At 65.6% G+C, this 14,724-nt stretch carries 14 protein-coding genes; 9 read left to right on the top strand and 5 right to left on the bottom strand.

Features of this window, described 5'->3' with window-relative positions:
* Positions 1-88: 88 nt before the first annotated feature.
* From KH389_RS20795 to KH389_RS20785, 3 genes are all read left to right on the top strand, one after another.
* Positions 89-802, top strand: a complete 714-nt coding sequence (locus KH389_RS20795; protein ID WP_213606165.1) for a PA1041 family peptidoglycan-binding anchor lipoprotein — start codon at positions 89-91, stop codon at positions 800-802.
* A 111-nt stretch (positions 803-913) separates the two neighbouring features.
* Positions 914-1,189, top strand: coding sequence for a DUF1145 domain-containing protein (locus KH389_RS20790; RefSeq protein ID WP_043862627.1), 276 nt, complete (start codon positions 914-916; stop codon positions 1,187-1,189).
* Positions 1,182-1,940, top strand: coding sequence for a hypothetical protein (locus KH389_RS20785; RefSeq protein WP_043862626.1), 759 nt, complete (start codon positions 1,182-1,184; stop codon positions 1,938-1,940). The genes KH389_RS20790 and KH389_RS20785 overlap by 8 nt, the downstream gene beginning before the upstream one ends.
* An 87-nt stretch (positions 1,941-2,027) precedes the next feature.
* Here KH389_RS20785 and KH389_RS20780 read toward each other — a convergent pair whose 3' ends face one another.
* Positions 2,028-2,492 carry a CopD family protein gene (locus KH389_RS20780; RefSeq protein WP_043862625.1) on the bottom strand — a complete coding sequence of 155 codons (465 nt, stop codon included), beginning with the start codon at positions 2,490-2,492 and terminating at the stop codon, positions 2,028-2,030.
* Between the two features lie 97 nt (positions 2,493-2,589).
* Between KH389_RS20780 and dinG the strand changes: the two genes are divergently transcribed.
* The 5 genes from dinG to pdxH all read left to right on the top strand — a co-directional run bounded on the left by dinG (position 2,590) and on the right by pdxH (position 9,998).
* Complete coding sequence (gene dinG / locus KH389_RS20775) at positions 2,590-4,734, top strand: ATP-dependent DNA helicase DinG (protein ID WP_043862624.1); 2,145 nt, start codon at positions 2,590-2,592, stop codon at positions 4,732-4,734.
* Positions 4,735-4,815: 81 nt separating this feature from the next.
* Complete coding sequence (locus KH389_RS20770) at positions 4,816-7,002, top strand: beta-galactosidase (RefSeq protein WP_213606164.1); 2,187 nt, start codon at positions 4,816-4,818, stop codon at positions 7,000-7,002.
* A gap of 108 nt (positions 7,003-7,110) precedes the next feature.
* Entirely contained in the window at positions 7,111-8,256 is a 1,146-nt protein-coding gene (locus KH389_RS20765) for a serine hydrolase domain-containing protein (protein WP_213606163.1), read from the top strand.
* 98 nt (positions 8,257-8,354) lie between these two features.
* Positions 8,355-9,332: an OmpA family protein gene (locus tag KH389_RS20760; protein WP_054914729.1), complete on the top strand. Its 978-nt coding sequence runs from the start codon at positions 8,355-8,357 to the stop codon at positions 9,330-9,332.
* 18 nt (positions 9,333-9,350) lie between these two features.
* The gene (gene pdxH / locus KH389_RS20755; RefSeq protein ID WP_043862620.1) at positions 9,351-9,998 is read left to right on the top strand and encodes a pyridoxamine 5'-phosphate oxidase; all 648 of its coding nucleotides are present in this window, start codon (positions 9,351-9,353) and stop codon (positions 9,996-9,998) included.
* On the opposite strand, the gene KH389_RS20750 is transcribed toward pdxH, so the two are convergent.
* On the bottom strand, positions 9,995-10,231 hold the full coding sequence (locus KH389_RS20750; RefSeq protein WP_043862619.1) for a hypothetical protein: 237 nt from the start codon (positions 10,229-10,231) through the stop codon (positions 9,995-9,997). The two genes, pdxH and KH389_RS20750, sit on opposite strands and share 4 nt — an antisense overlap.
* Positions 10,232-10,378: 147 nt before the next feature.
* On the opposite strand from KH389_RS20750, the gene KH389_RS20745 reads away from it, so the two are divergent.
* Complete coding sequence (locus KH389_RS20745; protein ID WP_043862618.1) at positions 10,379-10,843, top strand: outer membrane lipoprotein; 465 nt, start codon at positions 10,379-10,381, stop codon at positions 10,841-10,843.
* 91 nt (positions 10,844-10,934) lie between these two features.
* Here the strand turns inward: KH389_RS20745 and nhaA are convergent, their stop codons facing one another.
* The 3 genes from nhaA to KH389_RS20730 form a co-directional block, all read right to left on the bottom strand.
* The gene (nhaA, locus tag KH389_RS20740; protein WP_078480555.1) at positions 10,935-12,116 is read right to left on the bottom strand and encodes a Na+/H+ antiporter NhaA; all 1,182 of its coding nucleotides are present in this window, start codon (positions 12,114-12,116) and stop codon (positions 10,935-10,937) included.
* Between the two features lie 169 nt (positions 12,117-12,285).
* Entirely contained in the window at positions 12,286-13,905 is a 1,620-nt protein-coding gene (locus KH389_RS20735) for an NAD(P)/FAD-dependent oxidoreductase (RefSeq protein WP_043862616.1), read from the bottom strand.
* Between the two features lie 104 nt (positions 13,906-14,009).
* Positions 14,010-14,684 carry a COG3650 family protein gene (locus KH389_RS20730; RefSeq protein ID WP_043862615.1) on the bottom strand — a complete coding sequence of 225 codons (675 nt, stop codon included), beginning with the start codon at positions 14,682-14,684 and terminating at the stop codon, positions 14,010-14,012.
* Positions 14,685-14,724 lie beyond the last annotated feature (40 nt).

The following is a 14,724-nucleotide window of genomic DNA, read 5'->3' as shown; positions in this document are numbered from 1 at the left end:
CCCTTGCGCCCCGCGGCTTGTGAAGTGTCGCGGGCGCGTCTTTACTCCTGTGTGACCGGTACTGGCCGGTGACACAGGAGCATTCCCCATGAATGTAATCACCAAGGCTGCGCTGCCCGTGCTCGTGGTCGCCAGCCTGCTGTCCGGTTGCGCCACCCACAGCGATGGCAGCGCCCCGTTGAACCAACGAACCTGGCCCCTATGCAGCCTGCTGGGCGGCGCCGTGGGTGGCGGCCTGGGCGCCATCGAAAGCTCTGCCTGGGCCGGTGGCGGCGCGGTGCTGGGTGCCATCGCCGGTGGCCTGATCTGCTTTGCCCAGGACGGTGACGAAGACGGCGATGGCGTGTTCGACCGCCGCGACCGCTGTCCCGATACCCCGCCCAACACCCCGGTGAGCCACAACGGTTGCCCGTTGCCCCAATACCCGCCGAGCGAGAAGGCCTCGGCGCCTGAGCCCGAGGTGATCACCCTCAACGACCAGGGCAGCGTGATGTTCGCCTACGACTCGGCCGAACTCACCCCGGCCGCCCAGCAGCAGTTGCGTACCCTGACCGGCAAGCTCAATGACCCGAGCGTGGCCAGCATCAAGGTGATCGGACACACCGACAGCCGTGGCAGCGATGCCTACAACCAGGCGTTGTCCGAGCGGCGTGCCAGCAGCGTGGCCGAGTACCTGATCAGCCAGGGCCTGGCACCGCAGAAAATCACCAGCCAGGGGCGTGGCGAGCGCGAGCCGATTGCCGACAACGAAACCGATGCGGGCCGCGCGCAGAATCGCCGGGTCGAATTGCACCTCAATTGATCGACAGCGGGGCTGGCATCCGGAGGGTGCCAGCCGGTAATGTGGCGTGCAGTGCCTGTGTCGCGTAAGCGGGCCGCCAAACAAGAAAACGCAACAACAAGGGGCGCGGGTATGAAGGCGTTGTGGGGGCTGGGCAAGGCCCTGACGGTAGTGTTCTGGTGGGTGGTACTGGTGAATCTGCTGATGCCGGCAGACAAGCCGTTCCACCAGCTGATCAACCTCGCGGGGGCCATGCTGCTGGTGCTGCACGTGCTCGAGGTGCTGATGTTCAACGGACGGTTGCGTGAGCGCAGCCATCGCTGGTTCGACCGTTTGCAGATTCTGCTGGTCGGCATCTTTCATATCCAATCGATACCGGCCCCGCGCCAGGAGGCTGGTCATGCGTAAGGTCGTGTTGTTGGCAGCACTGTTCAGCCCGTTGGCCCTGGCCGATGCGATCAGCGTGGCGGCGCACTCGGTGCTGCGCCTGCCGAACAAGGCCAGCGTGGTGCACCTTCAGCGCCTGGAGGTGGCGGATTCGGCCACCCTGGTGCTGCCGGCGAGCCTGGTGGAATTGAAGGTGGATGAGCTGCACCTGGGCAACCAGGCGCGCATTGCCATCGTGCCGGCCGAGCATGCGCTGAGCATGGAAGTGGCCCAGGCGCAGTTGGGCCAGGGCAGTGAGATTGCTGCCCACGGTGCGCCGGGTACCTATGAGCGGGTCGCCAGGCCCGGACGTGACCTGAGCTTGCGCATTCAGGCGCTGGAGGCTTCAGAACTGGCCATCGACGCCCGTGGCGGCGCGGGGGCACCGGGGTATGTGGGGCTCGATGGCGGTAACGGCAAGGCGGGTGGTTGCACCTGGGGCCAGGCCAGCCGTGGCGCCAATGGCGACAACGGTGGCGATGGCCATGACGGGGCGCCCGGAGGCCGGGTGCGCCTGGCACTGCCTGCCAGCTTCCCGGCCGAGCAGATCAAGGTCAGGCTCGACGGCGGTGCGCCGGGGCTGGCAGGTGCGCCGGGCAAGCCGGGCGCAGGCGGGGCCAGCAAGGGTTGCCTGGTGTACCGCACCGATGCAGGGGCGACGGGAAGACCCGGGCAGCCCGGGCAACCGGGGGCAGCCGGGGCTGACGGGGAGCTGATTCTTCAGCGCCTCTGATCTTCAGGGCCGCTTCGCCGGCCAGGTCGGCTCCTGCAGGCAAACGTGGCCTTTGCAGGAGCCCGCCTTGCTGGCGAAGCGATCACCTCACACCAGCAGCCGGCTCGACGCCACCAGCACCACCGCAATACCCAGCAGCAGATTGATCCCCACCAGGCGCCGAATGCGCCCGAGCACTGCGGCCCCGGCGGGCCAGTCCTGCGCCTTCACCGCCTTGCGCAACTCTGGCAGCAGCAGCGCCTGGATTCTCAGAAACAGCGCAAACATCGCAATCCCTGCGCCAATCATCACCTGCACATAACGTGGCGCAGTCTCGAACCCCGAGAAGCGCATGTGCATCATGCCAACGCCGGTGATCGCCAGCACCGCGACCGCAACCCAGACCCACACGAAAAAACGTTGAAACACTTCTACCCACAGCGTCAGCCGTGAAGGGCCGTCAAGCGCGGCCACCATGGCCGGGCGCAGGATCAGCCAGGCGAAGAACATGCCGCCCACCCAGATCAGGGCGGCCAGCAAATGCAGGCTGTAGGGGATGGCAAAGGCGGTCATCGGGAACTCCATTCGGCGCAAGGGGCAATAGCGGGGTATGATAGCGACCCATTCGAAACACTGAAAATTTATCCAGCCCTCCGGGCGCCCCGACACCATGATCAGCAACGAACTCAAATCCCAGATTCAGGGCGCCTATTCGCGTTTTCTCGAAGCCAAGAGCCTCAAGCCCCGCTACGGCCAGCGTCTGATGATCGCCGAAGTGGCCAAGGTGCTGGGCGACATCGCCGTGGACGACGAAGGCCGCCGCAGCGGCGAGCCCGCCGTGGTCGCGGTCGAGGCCGGCACCGGTACCGGCAAGACGGTGGCCTACAGCCTCGCCTCGATTCCCGCGGCCAAGGCTGCTGGCAAGCGCCTGGTGATCGCCACCGCCACCGTGGCCCTGCAGGAACAGATCGTGTTCAAGGACCTGCCGGACCTGATGCGCAACAGTGGCCTGAACTTCAGCTTCGCCCTGGCCAAGGGGCGTGGTCGCTACCTGTGCCTGTCCAAGCTCGACCTGCTGCTGCAGGAAGGCCACGCCCAGACCGCCACCGCGCAGCTGTTCGAGGAGGAGGGCTTTCGCATCGAGGTGGACGAGGCCAGTCAGAAGCTGTTCACCAGCATGATCGAGAAGCTGGCCGGCAACAAATGGGACGGCGACCGCGACAGCTGGCCACAGGCCCTGGAAGACCAGGACTGGTCGCGCCTGACCACCGACCACAGCCAGTGCACCGGCCGCCACTGCCCCAACTTCGGGCAGTGCACCTTCTACAAGGCCCGCGAGGGCATGGGCAAGGTCGACGTGATCGTCACCAACCACGACATGGTGCTGGCCGACCTGGCCCTGGGCGGCGGCGCCGTGCTGCCCGACCCGCGCGACACCATCTATGTGTTCGACGAAGGCCATCACCTGCCCGACAAGGCCATCGGCCATTTTGCCCATTACACCCGCCTGCGCTCGACCGCCGACTGGCTCGAGCAGACCGCCAAGAACCTGGCCAAGCTGCTGGCGCAGAACCCGTTGCCGGGCGACCTGGGCAAGTACATCGAGCAGGTGCCGGAACTGGCCCGCGAGATCAAGGCCCAGCAGCAGTTCATGTTCAGCGCCTGCGAGCAGGTGGCGGAGTTTCGCCCGGGCGAAGACATGGAAGGTCGCGAACGCCCGCGCTATCGCTTCGTCGGCGGCGTGGTGCCCGAGCACATGCGCGAGATGGGCATCGAACTGAAAAAGGGCTTTTCGCGCCTGACCGACCTGTTCACCCGACTCACCGACCTGCTCAAGGAAGGCATGGACGCCGAAGTCAGCATCGGCATCCCCAGCCACCAGGCCGAGGAGTGGTACCCGTTGTTCGGCAGCCTGCAGACCCGTGCCCAGGGCAACTGGGAGCTGTGGACCGCCTTTACCGCCGAAGACCCGGAAGACAGCCCGCCGATGGCGCGCTGGCTGACCCTGGCCGAAAGCGGTGCGCTGTTCGATATCGAGGTCAACGCCAGCCCGATCCTGGCGGCCGAGATGCTGCGCCGCAACCTGTGGAACGTCGCCCATGGCGCCCTGGTGACCTCGGCCACCCTGACCGCGCTGGGCAAGTTCGATCGCTTTCGCATGCGCGCCGGGCTGCCCAAGCTGGCCGTCACGGCGGTGGTGCCCAGCCCGTTCCACCACGTGGATGCGGGCGTGCTGCGCGTGCCGGACCTGCGTGCCGACCCGCGCGATGCTCCGGCGCATACCGCCGCGATCATCCGCGACCTGCCCGAGCTGGTGGAAGGCTCGCGTGGCTCGCTGGTGCTGTTCTCGTCGCGCAAGCAGATGCAGGACGTGTTCGACGGCCTGGACCGCGACTGGCGCAAGCAGGTGTTCATCCAGGGCAACCTGTCCAAGCAGGAAACCCTCAACAAGCACAAGGCGCGCGTCGACGGCGGTGACTCCAGCGTGCTGTTCGGCCTGGCCAGCTTTGCCGAAGGGGTCGACCTGCCGGGTGCTTACTGCGAGCACGTGGTCATCGCCAAGATTCCCTTCGCGGTGCCGGACGACCCGGTCGAGGCGGCCCTGGCCGAGTGGATCGAGGCCCGTGGCGGCAACCCGTTCATGGAGATCGCCGTGCCGGATGCCTCGCTGCGCCTGATCCAGGCCTGCGGGCGCCTGCTGCGTACCGAACAGGACCGCGGCACCATCACCCTGCTTGACCGGCGCGTGGTCACCCAGCGCTACGGCAAGGCTATCCTCAATGCGCTGCCGCCGTTTCGCCGGGAAATTTCCTGAGCGGCACAGCGCTTTGCAGTGCCCCGTTGTCTATTGCACAGATCAAGGCCCGCAAGGGCCATCAAGGAGAACTCCAGCCCTATGTTGCGCCGTACCCTGCCTGCCGTGATTGCACTGTTGTTCAGCTCGCCGCTGCTGGCCGGGCAACAGACGCTGTTCAACTTCGTTCGCCCGGCCGCGGTGGTCAATGTGGTGACCGAAGATGCCAGCCTGCCGCAGTACAATGCGGAGCAGACAGCCGAGGGCGAGGTACTGCGGCGCGTGGTGTTCAACCCCGTGGAGCGCCCGAGCCTGCGCCTTAGCCCGCAGACCGGGGTGTGGGACTGGACGGGCGCTACCGCGCTGACCTTGCGCATGCAGAGCGCCATGGACTGGGCGCTGAGCGTCGACGTGACGGTGCTCAGCAGCGACGGCAGTACCCTCACCAGCCGCATCGACCTGCCGGCCGGCCCGGCACAGACCGTAATGGTACCGCTGACCGCCAGCTCGCCGCTCACCCAGGGCATGCGCGTCGGTCCGCCGATGCCGTTCCGTCATCAGGGCCAGCGGGTGCTGCTGACCAGCAGCGAGGGCAAGGCCGACCTCAAGCAGGTGGTATCGGTCACGCTGTCGATGCCCAGGCCCAAGGTGGCGCAGAGTCTGCTGATCGAGCGCTTTGGCGTGCAGGACGACGACGTGCTGCAAAAGGCCGCCTATGCCGGCCTCATCGACGGTTATGGGCAGTCCACCCGTGGTCGCTGGCCCGAAAAGATCAGCAGTGACGACCAGCTCAAGGCGGCTGCCCAGCGCGAGCAGCAGCAGCTCAAGGGCTGGCTGGACGAGCGCAGCAAGCTCAAGCTGGACACGTTCGGCGGCCTGCTTGGCGCTGAGGCATTCGAGGCCAAGGGGTTCTTTCGCACCGAAAAGCGTGAGGGTCGCTGGTTTCTGGTCACGCCGCTGGGGCATCCGTTCTACTCGCTGGGGGTCAATGCCGTGGCGGCCGATGGCGGTCGCACCTACGTGGAAGGGCGCGAGTCGATGTTCACCGCCTTGCCCGAGGCGCAGACCCCGCTGGCGCAGTACTACGGCCAGGGCGACAACCTGGACGGCAACGGTTCTTCCCAGGGGCGCGGTTTCGGCAAGGGGCGCTGGTTCGACTTCTACGCCGCCAACCTGGGCCGTGGCCACGCCACGCCGACGTTCGACCAGGCGCGCTGGCAGGGCCAGAGCCTGGATCGCCTGCAGGCCTGGGGTTTCAACACCCTGGGCAACTGGAGCGACAACGGCCTGCAGAGCGAACGCCTGCCCTACACCCTGCCGTTGTCCATCGGCGGCGACTACACCAGCATCAGCACGGGGGTGGACTGGTGGGGTGCGATGCCCGACCCGTTCGACCCGCGCTTTGCCATGGCCACCGAACGTGCTGTGGCGATTGCCGCGCGCGACCATCGCGACGATCCGTGGCTGATTGGCTATTTCGCCGACAACGAGCTGGCCTGGGCGGTGCCGGGTAATGAACCGAAGCAGCGTTATGCGCTGGCCTACGGCACCTTGCGCCTGACCACCGACTCGCCGGCCAAGCGTGCCTTTCTCAAGCAGCTGCGCGACAAGTACCGCAACCAGGAAGGCCTGTCCAAGGCGTGGGGCATCGAACTGACGGCGTGGGAACTGATGGAGGACCCGGGTTTCGAGCCGCCGCTGCCCGACCCCGCGCACCCGGAAATCGAGGCCGACTTCAAGTATTTCCAGCGGGTGTTTGCCGAGACCTACTTCAAGACCATCTCCGACTCGCTGAAATGGCATGCGCCCAATCACCTGCTGCTGGGTGGGCGGTTTGCGGTGAGTACGCCTGAAGCGGTGGCGGCGTGTGCCAAGTACTGTGATGTGGTGAGCTTCAATGTGTATGCACCCACGCCGCAGGATGGCTACGACTTTGCCCAGCTCAATGCGCTGGACAAGCCGGTGCTGGTGTCGGAGTTCCAGTTTGGCTCGCGTGATCGTGGGCCGTTCGGGCCGGGGCCGATGGAAGTGGCGCGTGAGGAGGACCGTGGGCCGGCCTATGCGAACTTCGTCAAGGCGGCCTTGAAGGAGCCTTCGATTGTGGGAGTGCACTGGTTCCAGTACCTGGATCAGCCGGCCAGCGGGCGTTTGCTCGATGGCGAGAATGGGCATTTCGGCTTGGTGGGGATTACCGACGTGCCGTTTCAGGGGTTTGTGGAGAGTGTGCGCAAGAGCAATCTTGGGGTGGTGGAGCAACTGAACAAGCCGCTGGTAATGCCGGCACGGTAGGCGCCTGAGAGCGCAAGGGGACCGCCTGGCTTTGCGGTGTTCCCAAAAACCTCCAGTGCTGGAACAATGCCAGCCATTTTGTGGCGCAGTACGGCGGGGTAATTACGGGTGCAGATTCAAGGTCATTACGAACTCCAGTTCGAGGCGGTACGCGAAGCCTTCGCAGCACTTTTCGATGATCCCCAGGAACGCGGCGCCGCACTGTGCATCCAGGTCGGTGGCGAAACGGTCCTCGACCTCTGGGCCGGCACCGCCGACAAGGACGGCCAGCAAGCCTGGCACAGCGATACCATCGCCAACCTGTTCTCCTGCACAAAAACCTTCACCGCCGTCACCGCCCTGCAACTGGTGGCCGAAGGCAAGCTGGCGCTGGATGCACCGGTCGCTCGCTACTGGCCAGAATTTGCCCAGGCCGGCAAGAGCTCGGTAACCCTGCGCCAACTGCTGTGCCACCAGGCCGGCCTGCCGGCGTTCCGCCAGTTGCTGCCCGCCGAAGCCCTGTACGACTGGCAGACCATGGTCGACACCCTGGCCGCCGAAGCCCCCTGGTGGACCCCCGGCACCGCCCACGGCTACGCCGCGATCACCTACGGCTGGCTGCTGGGCGAGCTGATTCGCCGCGCCGACGGCCGCGGCCCGGGCGAGTCGATCGTGGCGCGCACCGCCAGGCCCCTGGGGCTGGATTTCCATGTGGGACTGGACGATGAAGAGTTCTACCGTGTCGCGCACATCGCCCGGGGCAAAGGCAACCCGGGTGACGAGGCAGCCAAGCGGCTGCTGCAGGTGACGATGCGTGAGCCCGAGGCGTTGTCCACCCGCGCCTTCACCAACCCGCCAGCCATCCTGACCAGTACCAACAAGCCTGAGTGGCGACGCATGCAGCAACCGGCGGCCAACGGCCACGGCAACGCACGCAGCCTGGCCGGGTTCTATGCCGGGCTGCTGGACGGCAGCCTGCTGGAATCGGAACTGCTCGACGAACTGACCCGCGAACACAGCCTAGGCCAGGACATGACCCTGCTGACCCAGACCCGCTTCGGCCTGGGCTGCATGCTTGATCAGCCACAGGTGCCCAACGCCACGTTCGGGCTGGGCGCCAAGGCTTTCGGACACCCGGGGGCCGGCGGCTCGGTCGGTTTTGCCGATCCGGAACACGACGTGGCCTTTGGCTTTGTCACCAATACCCTGGGCCCGTATGTCCTGATGGACCCGCGGGCACAGAAACTGGTTCGGGTGCTGGCCGGCTGCCTTTGATCGGGTAAGTCCCTGCAACCGGAACCCATTGTCTATTCTGGATTCCAACAGCCTGCGCTGTCGGGTCAAATTTCTTTCATTTTCATGGTGTATCGCTGATGTCTTCACATAAAACCTTAGCTCTCGCCCTGTGCCTGGCCGTGACCGGTTGCGCACAGCACCCTCAGAACGGCTCGGCCGATGGCGGCCATGGCTGGTGGCCCTTCGGCTCCGACAAGGTGGCCGAAAAGGACGTGAAGGATGTGGTCACCGAGAAGGTCGCCCAGGCTGATGCCAAGTCCGAAAGCAGCAGCCGCTGGTGGTGGCCGTTCGGAAACAGCGACAAGGCCCAGAGCCAGGCCCAGGCGGTACCCAAGATCGACGTCAAGGCCACCCAGGCCTGGCTCGACGACTACGAGCCCAAGCTGCGCGAAGCGATCAAGGACAGCAAGTTCGAGCTCGAGCGCCGCGAAGACGTGCTGGTGGTGACCGTGCCGGTCGACTCTTCGTACAACCCTGACCGCCCCGCCATGCTGTTGCCGGCCACCCTCGGCCCGATCACGCGCGTGGCCAAGGTGATCGAGACCGACTCCAAGACCGCCGTGCTGGTACTCGGCCATGCCGACAGCAGCGGCGCAGCTGCTGCAAACCAGAAGCTGAGCCAGGAGCGCGCCCAGTCGGTATCGGCGATTTTCCGCCTCAGCGGCCTGCAGCGTGATCGCCTGATGCTGCGTGGCATGGGGTCGGTGGCGCCGCGCGCCGCCAACGACAGTGTGCAGGGCCGCGCCCTGAACCGCCGCGTCGAGCTGCTGTTGACGCCACAGAACACCATGCTGGCGCTGGTGGCCAAGTACCAGCAGCCGACCCCTAGCCCGGCCGAACTGGTTGCCGTGCAGGACGTCAAGGCGCCGGTCAAGGCCGCTGCCAAGCCCGCCACCAAACCAGCGGCGAAAGCCACTGCGAAAAAAGCCCCGGCCGCCAAGCCGGTGGCCAAGAAGAAGCCGGCTGCAGCCGCTGCCAAGCCGGCCGCCAAGAAAGCCGCCCCGGCCGCGAAGAAAGTCGTTGCCAGCAGCACCAGCCCTGCGAAGACCAACTGATCGTCAAGGAAACGCAGCATGACCCAGACCCTGGCCGATATGCGCCGCGACTACACTCGCGACGGCCTGACCGAAACCCAGGCGCCGGCAGAGCCGTTCGCGTTGTTTCACCAATGGTTCGAGGATGCCGTCAAGACCGAGCAGCCGCCCGTCGAAGCCAACGCCATGACGTTGGCAACGGTGGACGGCGAGGGGCGTCCGCATTGCCGTATCCTGCTGCTCAAGGGGCTGGATGAGCAGGGCTTCACCTTCTTCACCAACTACGAAAGTGCCAAGGGCCATCACCTGCGCGCCAACCCGTTCGCCGCCATGACCTTCTTCTGGCCCACCCTGGAACGCCAGGTGCGCATCGAAGGCAAGGTGGTGAAGGTCACGGCGCAGGAATCCGATGCGTATTACCAGGTACGCCCGCTGGGTAGCCGCCTGGGCGCTTGGGCATCGCCGCAGAGCCGGGTGATCGCCAACCGTGAAGAGCTGCAGGATCTGGTCAAGGCCACCGAGCAGCGCTTCAGCGATACCCAGCCGCACTGCCCCGAGCACTGGGGTGGCTACCGCCTGCTGCCGGAACGCATCGAGTTCTGGCAGGGCCGCCCGAGCCGCCTGCATGATCGTCTCAACTACCGGCTCAAACAGGGTCTGTGGCTGCGCGAGCGCCTGGCCCCTTAACCGGCGCGGTATTCGGCGGCCGCGCGTTCCAGCCAGGCCGCCAATTCCTTGCGTTTGACCTTTTGCGCCCTGGCGCTGTCCAGACGTTGTAGCATGAAGACGCGTTTGTGCTCGTCGTCCCCGGCCAGCGACAGGGCCAGGTCGCGGTCCATCCAGCGCTTGATGCGTACATACAGCCACCCGTGAAAATACAGACCCGCCAGGGTGGTTACGGCGATGATGAAGTAATCCATGTCTATCCTTGCCTGTTGAGTGTTGGGGTCATGGCGGGGATCAAGTGCCTGTACCGACGCTGAATGGAAGCAATTTTATACACCGTGTGTCGTGACAGTGGTCAACGCGCGGAGTCTAATGACTACCTGTCTTCTGGAGATGATCCTATGCGTAAATCAGTTTTGTTGGTGGCGTCGTTCACCACGATGTCGCTGCTGCTTGGCGGCTGTACCTCCAACCTGACCGGCGATTCCTATTCCCGCGATGAAGCCCGTCGCGTGCAGCAAGTGCGCATGGGTACCATCGAATCGCTGCGTCCGGTCAAGATCGAAGGCACCAAGACCCCGATCGGCGGCGGCGCCGGTGCCATCGTGGGTGGCGTGGCCGGCAGCGCGGTAGGCGGCGGTCGTGGCAGTATCGTCGCGGCGGTCATCGGTGCGGTAGCCGGCGGCCTGGCAGGTTCTGCAGCCGAGGAAGGCCTGACCCGCACCCAGGGTGTGGAAATCACCGTGCGTGAAGACGATGGCAGCATGCGCGCCTATGTCCAGCAGGTTCAGCAGAACGAAATCTTCCGGGTGGGCGAGCGTGTTCGCATCATGACCGTGGATGGCACCAGCCGGGTTTCTCACTGAACCTTGTCCTGCAGCCCTCTGGCTATGAGGGCGTGCAAACAGAACCCCGACTCGGCACCGCCGGTCGGGGTTTTTCATTGCCGGTTCGGCATCAACTGCCGACGGCCTTGCGGCTGGCCATGGCGGTTACCGCGTAGCCGATCACCGCTGCCAGGATGGAACCGGTGAGAATGCCCATGCGGTCCATGCCGGCGTACTCGCTGCTGCCCGGCACGAAGGCCAGCGAGCCGACGAACAGGCTCATGGTGAAGCCGATGCCGCACAGGATCGCCACCCCCAGCACCTGGCCCCAGTTGGCGCCACTGGGCAGGGCGGCCAGGCCCAGCTTGATCGCCAGCCAGGTCAGGCCGAACACCCCGACGGTCTTGCCCAGCAGCAGGCCGACCGCGATGCCCATCGGCACATGGTGGGTAAAGCTCTCGGCGGTGACGCCGGCCAGCGACACGCCGGCATTGGCGAAGGCGAACAGAGGCAGGATACCGAACGCCACCCAGGGGTGAAGGGCGTGCTCCAGCGCCAGCAGGGGTGACGGCTCGGCGTTGCGAGTGCGCAGCGGGATGGTCAGCGCCAGGGTGACACCGGCCAGCGTGGCATGCACGCCGCTCTTGAGTACGCACACCCACAGGATCAACCCGATCACCATGTACGGCCCCAGCTTGACCACCCCCATCCGGTTCATCGCCACCAGTGCTACCAGGCAGGCGGCGGCCAGCATCAGCGACAGGCTGGACAGGGCGCCGGAGTAGAACAGGGCGATGACGATGATCGCGCCCAGGTCGTCGATGATCGCCAGGGTCATCAGGAACAGCTTGAGCGACACCGGTACACGCTTGCCGAGCAGGGCCAGCACGCCGAGGGCGAAGGCGATATCGGTGGCGGTGGGGATCGCCCAGCCGGCCACGGCGGCGGGGTTGTCCTTGTTGAGGAAGTAGTAGATCAGTGCCGGTACCACCATGCCGCCGATGGCGGCTGCGCCGGGCAGCACGATCTGCGAGGGCCTGGACAGGTGGCCGTCGATGATCTCGCGCTTGACCTCCAGGCCGATGAGCAGAAAGAACAGTGCCATCAGGCCGTCGTTGATCCACAGCAGCAGGGGCTTGGCGATTTGCAGCGCGCCCACCTGGGCCACCACGGGCACGTCGAGCAGGCCGTTGTAGAGGTAGGAGAGGGGGGAGTTGTTGATGATCAGCGCAAGGGCAGCCGCGGCAATCAGCAGCAGGCCGCTGGCTGATTCGAGCTGGAAGAAACGCGTGAATGTGCTGCGTAGAGGCAAGGGTGCTCCTCCATCCTGAAATTCGAAGAGGAACACCCTACCCTGTGGGGATATGCTTTAGAACAAAAACTATATTCTTTTTTGTTATATGCTATTGCGGCTTTTCCGCCAGCAAGGCCAACCCCTGCAGGGGCCGATCTTGCCGGCGAAACGGCCCGCAAGCCCTACCTCACGCTTCCAGGTCCAGCCCCAGCATGCTGCGCGCCACCGCCTCGGCCACACGAATTCCGTCCACGCCCGCCGACAGAATCCCGCCTGCATACCCAGCCCCCTCACCGGCGGGGAACAGCCCCTTCAGGTTCAGGCTCTGCAAGCTGGCATCGCGGGTGATGCGCAGCGGCGAGGAGGTACGCGTCTCGATGCCGGTCAACACCGCATCGGGCAGGTTGTAACCCTTGATCTGGCGGTCGAACGCCGGCAGTGCCTCACGGATCGCCTCGATGGCAAAGGCCGGCAGGCTCAGCGCCAGGTCGCCCAGGCTCACGCCCGGCTTGTACGAGGGTTCCACGCTGCCCAGGGCGGTGGATGGCTTGCCGGCGACAAAGTCGCCCACCAGTTGCGCCGGTGCCTGGTAGTTGCTGCCACCCAGCTCATAGGCCAGGCTCTCCAGACGTTCCTGCAGTTCGATGCCGGCCAGCGGTCCGCCCGGGTAGTCCTGCTCGGGGGTGATGCCGACCACGATGCCAGAGTTGGCATTGCGCTCGTTGCGCGAGTACTGGCTCATGCCGTTGGTCACCACGCGGCCCGGTTCGCTGGTGGCAGCTACCACCGTGCCGCCCGGGCACATGCAGAAGCTGTATACCGAACGTCCGTTCTTGGCGTGGTACACCAGCTTGTAGTCGGCCGCGCCGAGTTTCGGGTGTCCGGCATACTTGCCCAGGCGGGCCTTGTCGATCAGGGTCTGCGGGTGCTCGATGCGAAAGCCGATGGAGAACGGCTTGGCTTCCATGAACACGCCCCGCGCATGCAGCATGCGGAAGGTGTCGCGGGCGCTGTGCCCCAGGGCCAGGATCACGTGGCGCGAATGCAGCTGTTCGCCACTTTCGAGTACCACGCCGGTCAGTTGCTCGCCCTCGCTGATCAGGTCGGTGACCTTCTGCTCGAAACGCACCTCGCCGCCCATGGCTTCGATCTGCTGGCGCATGTTCTCGACCATGCCGGTCAGGCGGAAGGTACCGATGTGCGGCTTGTTGACGTACAGGATCTCGTCCGGCGCACCGGCCTTGACGAACTCGTGCAGCACCTTGCGGCCGTGATGCTTCGGGTCCTTGATCTGGCTGTACAGCTTGCCGTCGGAGAAGGTGCCGGCACCGCCTTCGCCAAACTGCACGTTGGACTCGGGGTTGAGCACGCTCTTGCGCCACAGGCCCCAGGTGTCCTTGGTGCGTTGGCGCACCTCCTTGCCGCGTTCGAGGATGATCGGCTTGAAGCCCATCTGTGCCAGCAGCAGGCCGGCGAAGATCCCGCACGGGCCGAAGCCGACCACGATCGGGCGTTCGGCAAGCTCGGCCGGCGCCTGGCCGACCGGCTTGTAGCTGACGTCCGGGGCCGGGGTGATGTTGTGATCGTCGGCGAACTTCTGCAGCAGCTCAGCTTCGTTGCTGGCTGTCAGGTCGATGGTGTAGATGAACAGCAGTTCGGTGTTCTTCTTGCGCGCATCGTAGCTGCGCTTGAACAGCGTGAAGTCCAGCAGCTGGTCGTCGCTGATCCCCAGGCGCTGCACGATGGCTTCGCGCAGGGCTTCGTCCGGGTGATCCAGCGGCAACTTCAGTTCAGTGATTCGTAGCATGACAGGGTCCAGTATCCCGGCCAGCAAGGGCCGGCGGCTTTGCACAAACCGCCAAGTATAAGCTGTTCGCAGGCGCTTAAGGCAGCTTAAACGCGTGCGGCCGGTCAGTCGTTGCGCGAGCCGCCGTAGTAGCCGCAGCCACGCAGGGTCTGGCCATCGATGCGCAGTTCGGCGCTCAGGTGGCTGACCGCGCCGGTGGCGATGTCCACGCAGCGCTGCGGGGCGACCCACAGGTCGATGCGCTGGCCATTGGCTTCGGTGCTCAGTGACAGGCGCCCGTCGGGCATCTGTTCTTCCAGGTACGGCACCGCCAACGAGGGCTGGCCTGGGCGGTCGAGCACCATGCCCTGGCCGCTGGCCTTGATGTTCCAGTCTGGCTCATGGCCGCTGGCGCGCAGGATCAGGCGCTTGAAGTTCGGGTCGCTGCAGGCGCTGGAGGAGTGCTCGACGCGGTACAGCTGTTGCACGTCGAGCTGGCCATCGTTGCCGGCCTGCTGGCTGCCGGCCAGCTTGCCGCGCACGTCGGCGAACAGGGTGCCGGGGGTTGCCGCCAGTGCCGAAGCTTCCTGCAGCAGGCCGGTGTTGCCGGTGTCGCGGACCACGAAGCGGCGGCTCTCCTCGCACGGCTTGAACAGCAACTGGCCGCCAGCGGCGGACAGCTCGCCCTGCAGGCGAGTCATGCCGACGGTGGACACCGTCTCGGGTTTGTCTGCCAGCATCTGGCAACCGGCGAACAGGGGCAGCAGGGCGGCTAACAGCAGCGAAGGGGCGGCACGCATCGGGGGGCTCCAGCATCGGGTCCAGAAAAGTGCCGTCACG

The sequence above is a fragment of the Pseudomonas qingdaonensis genome (assembly GCF_018398475.1).
In the GTDB taxonomy this organism is placed as follows: domain Bacteria; phylum Pseudomonadota; class Gammaproteobacteria; order Pseudomonadales; family Pseudomonadaceae; genus Aquipseudomonas; species Aquipseudomonas palmensis.
Note: the sequence above shows the minus strand (reverse complement) of the source record. Positions and strands in the feature narration are given on the sequence as shown.

What these genes read in the sequence shown, in the direction of transcription:
- KH389_RS20795 (WP_213606165.1), top strand. Translation starts at nt 89, where the DNA reads ATGAATGTAATCACCAAGGCTGCGCTGCCCGTGCTCGTGGTCGCCAGC.
- KH389_RS20790 (WP_043862627.1), top strand. Translation starts at nt 914, where the DNA reads ATGAAGGCGTTGTGGGGGCTGGGCAAGGCCCTGACGGTAGTGTTCTGG.
- KH389_RS20785 (WP_043862626.1), top strand. Translation starts at nt 1,182, where the DNA reads ATGCGTAAGGTCGTGTTGTTGGCAGCACTGTTCAGCCCGTTGGCCCTG.
- KH389_RS20780 (WP_043862625.1), bottom strand. Translation starts at nt 2,492, where the DNA reads ATGACCGCCTTTGCCATCCCCTACAGCCTGCATTTGCTGGCCGCCCTG.
- dinG (WP_043862624.1), top strand. Translation starts at nt 2,590, where the DNA reads ATGATCAGCAACGAACTCAAATCCCAGATTCAGGGCGCCTATTCGCGT.
- KH389_RS20770 (WP_213606164.1), top strand. Translation starts at nt 4,816, where the DNA reads ATGTTGCGCCGTACCCTGCCTGCCGTGATTGCACTGTTGTTCAGCTCG.
- KH389_RS20760 (WP_054914729.1), top strand. Translation starts at nt 8,355, where the DNA reads ATGTCTTCACATAAAACCTTAGCTCTCGCCCTGTGCCTGGCCGTGACC.
- pdxH (WP_043862620.1), top strand. Translation starts at nt 9,351, where the DNA reads ATGACCCAGACCCTGGCCGATATGCGCCGCGACTACACTCGCGACGGC.
- KH389_RS20750 (WP_043862619.1), bottom strand. Translation starts at nt 10,231, where the DNA reads ATGGATTACTTCATCATCGCCGTAACCACCCTGGCGGGTCTGTATTTT.
- KH389_RS20745 (WP_043862618.1), top strand. Translation starts at nt 10,379, where the DNA reads ATGCGTAAATCAGTTTTGTTGGTGGCGTCGTTCACCACGATGTCGCTG.
- KH389_RS20735 (WP_043862616.1), bottom strand. Translation starts at nt 13,905, where the DNA reads ATGCTACGAATCACTGAACTGAAGTTGCCGCTGGATCACCCGGACGAA.
- KH389_RS20730 (WP_043862615.1), bottom strand. Translation starts at nt 14,684, where the DNA reads ATGCGTGCCGCCCCTTCGCTGCTGTTAGCCGCCCTGCTGCCCCTGTTC.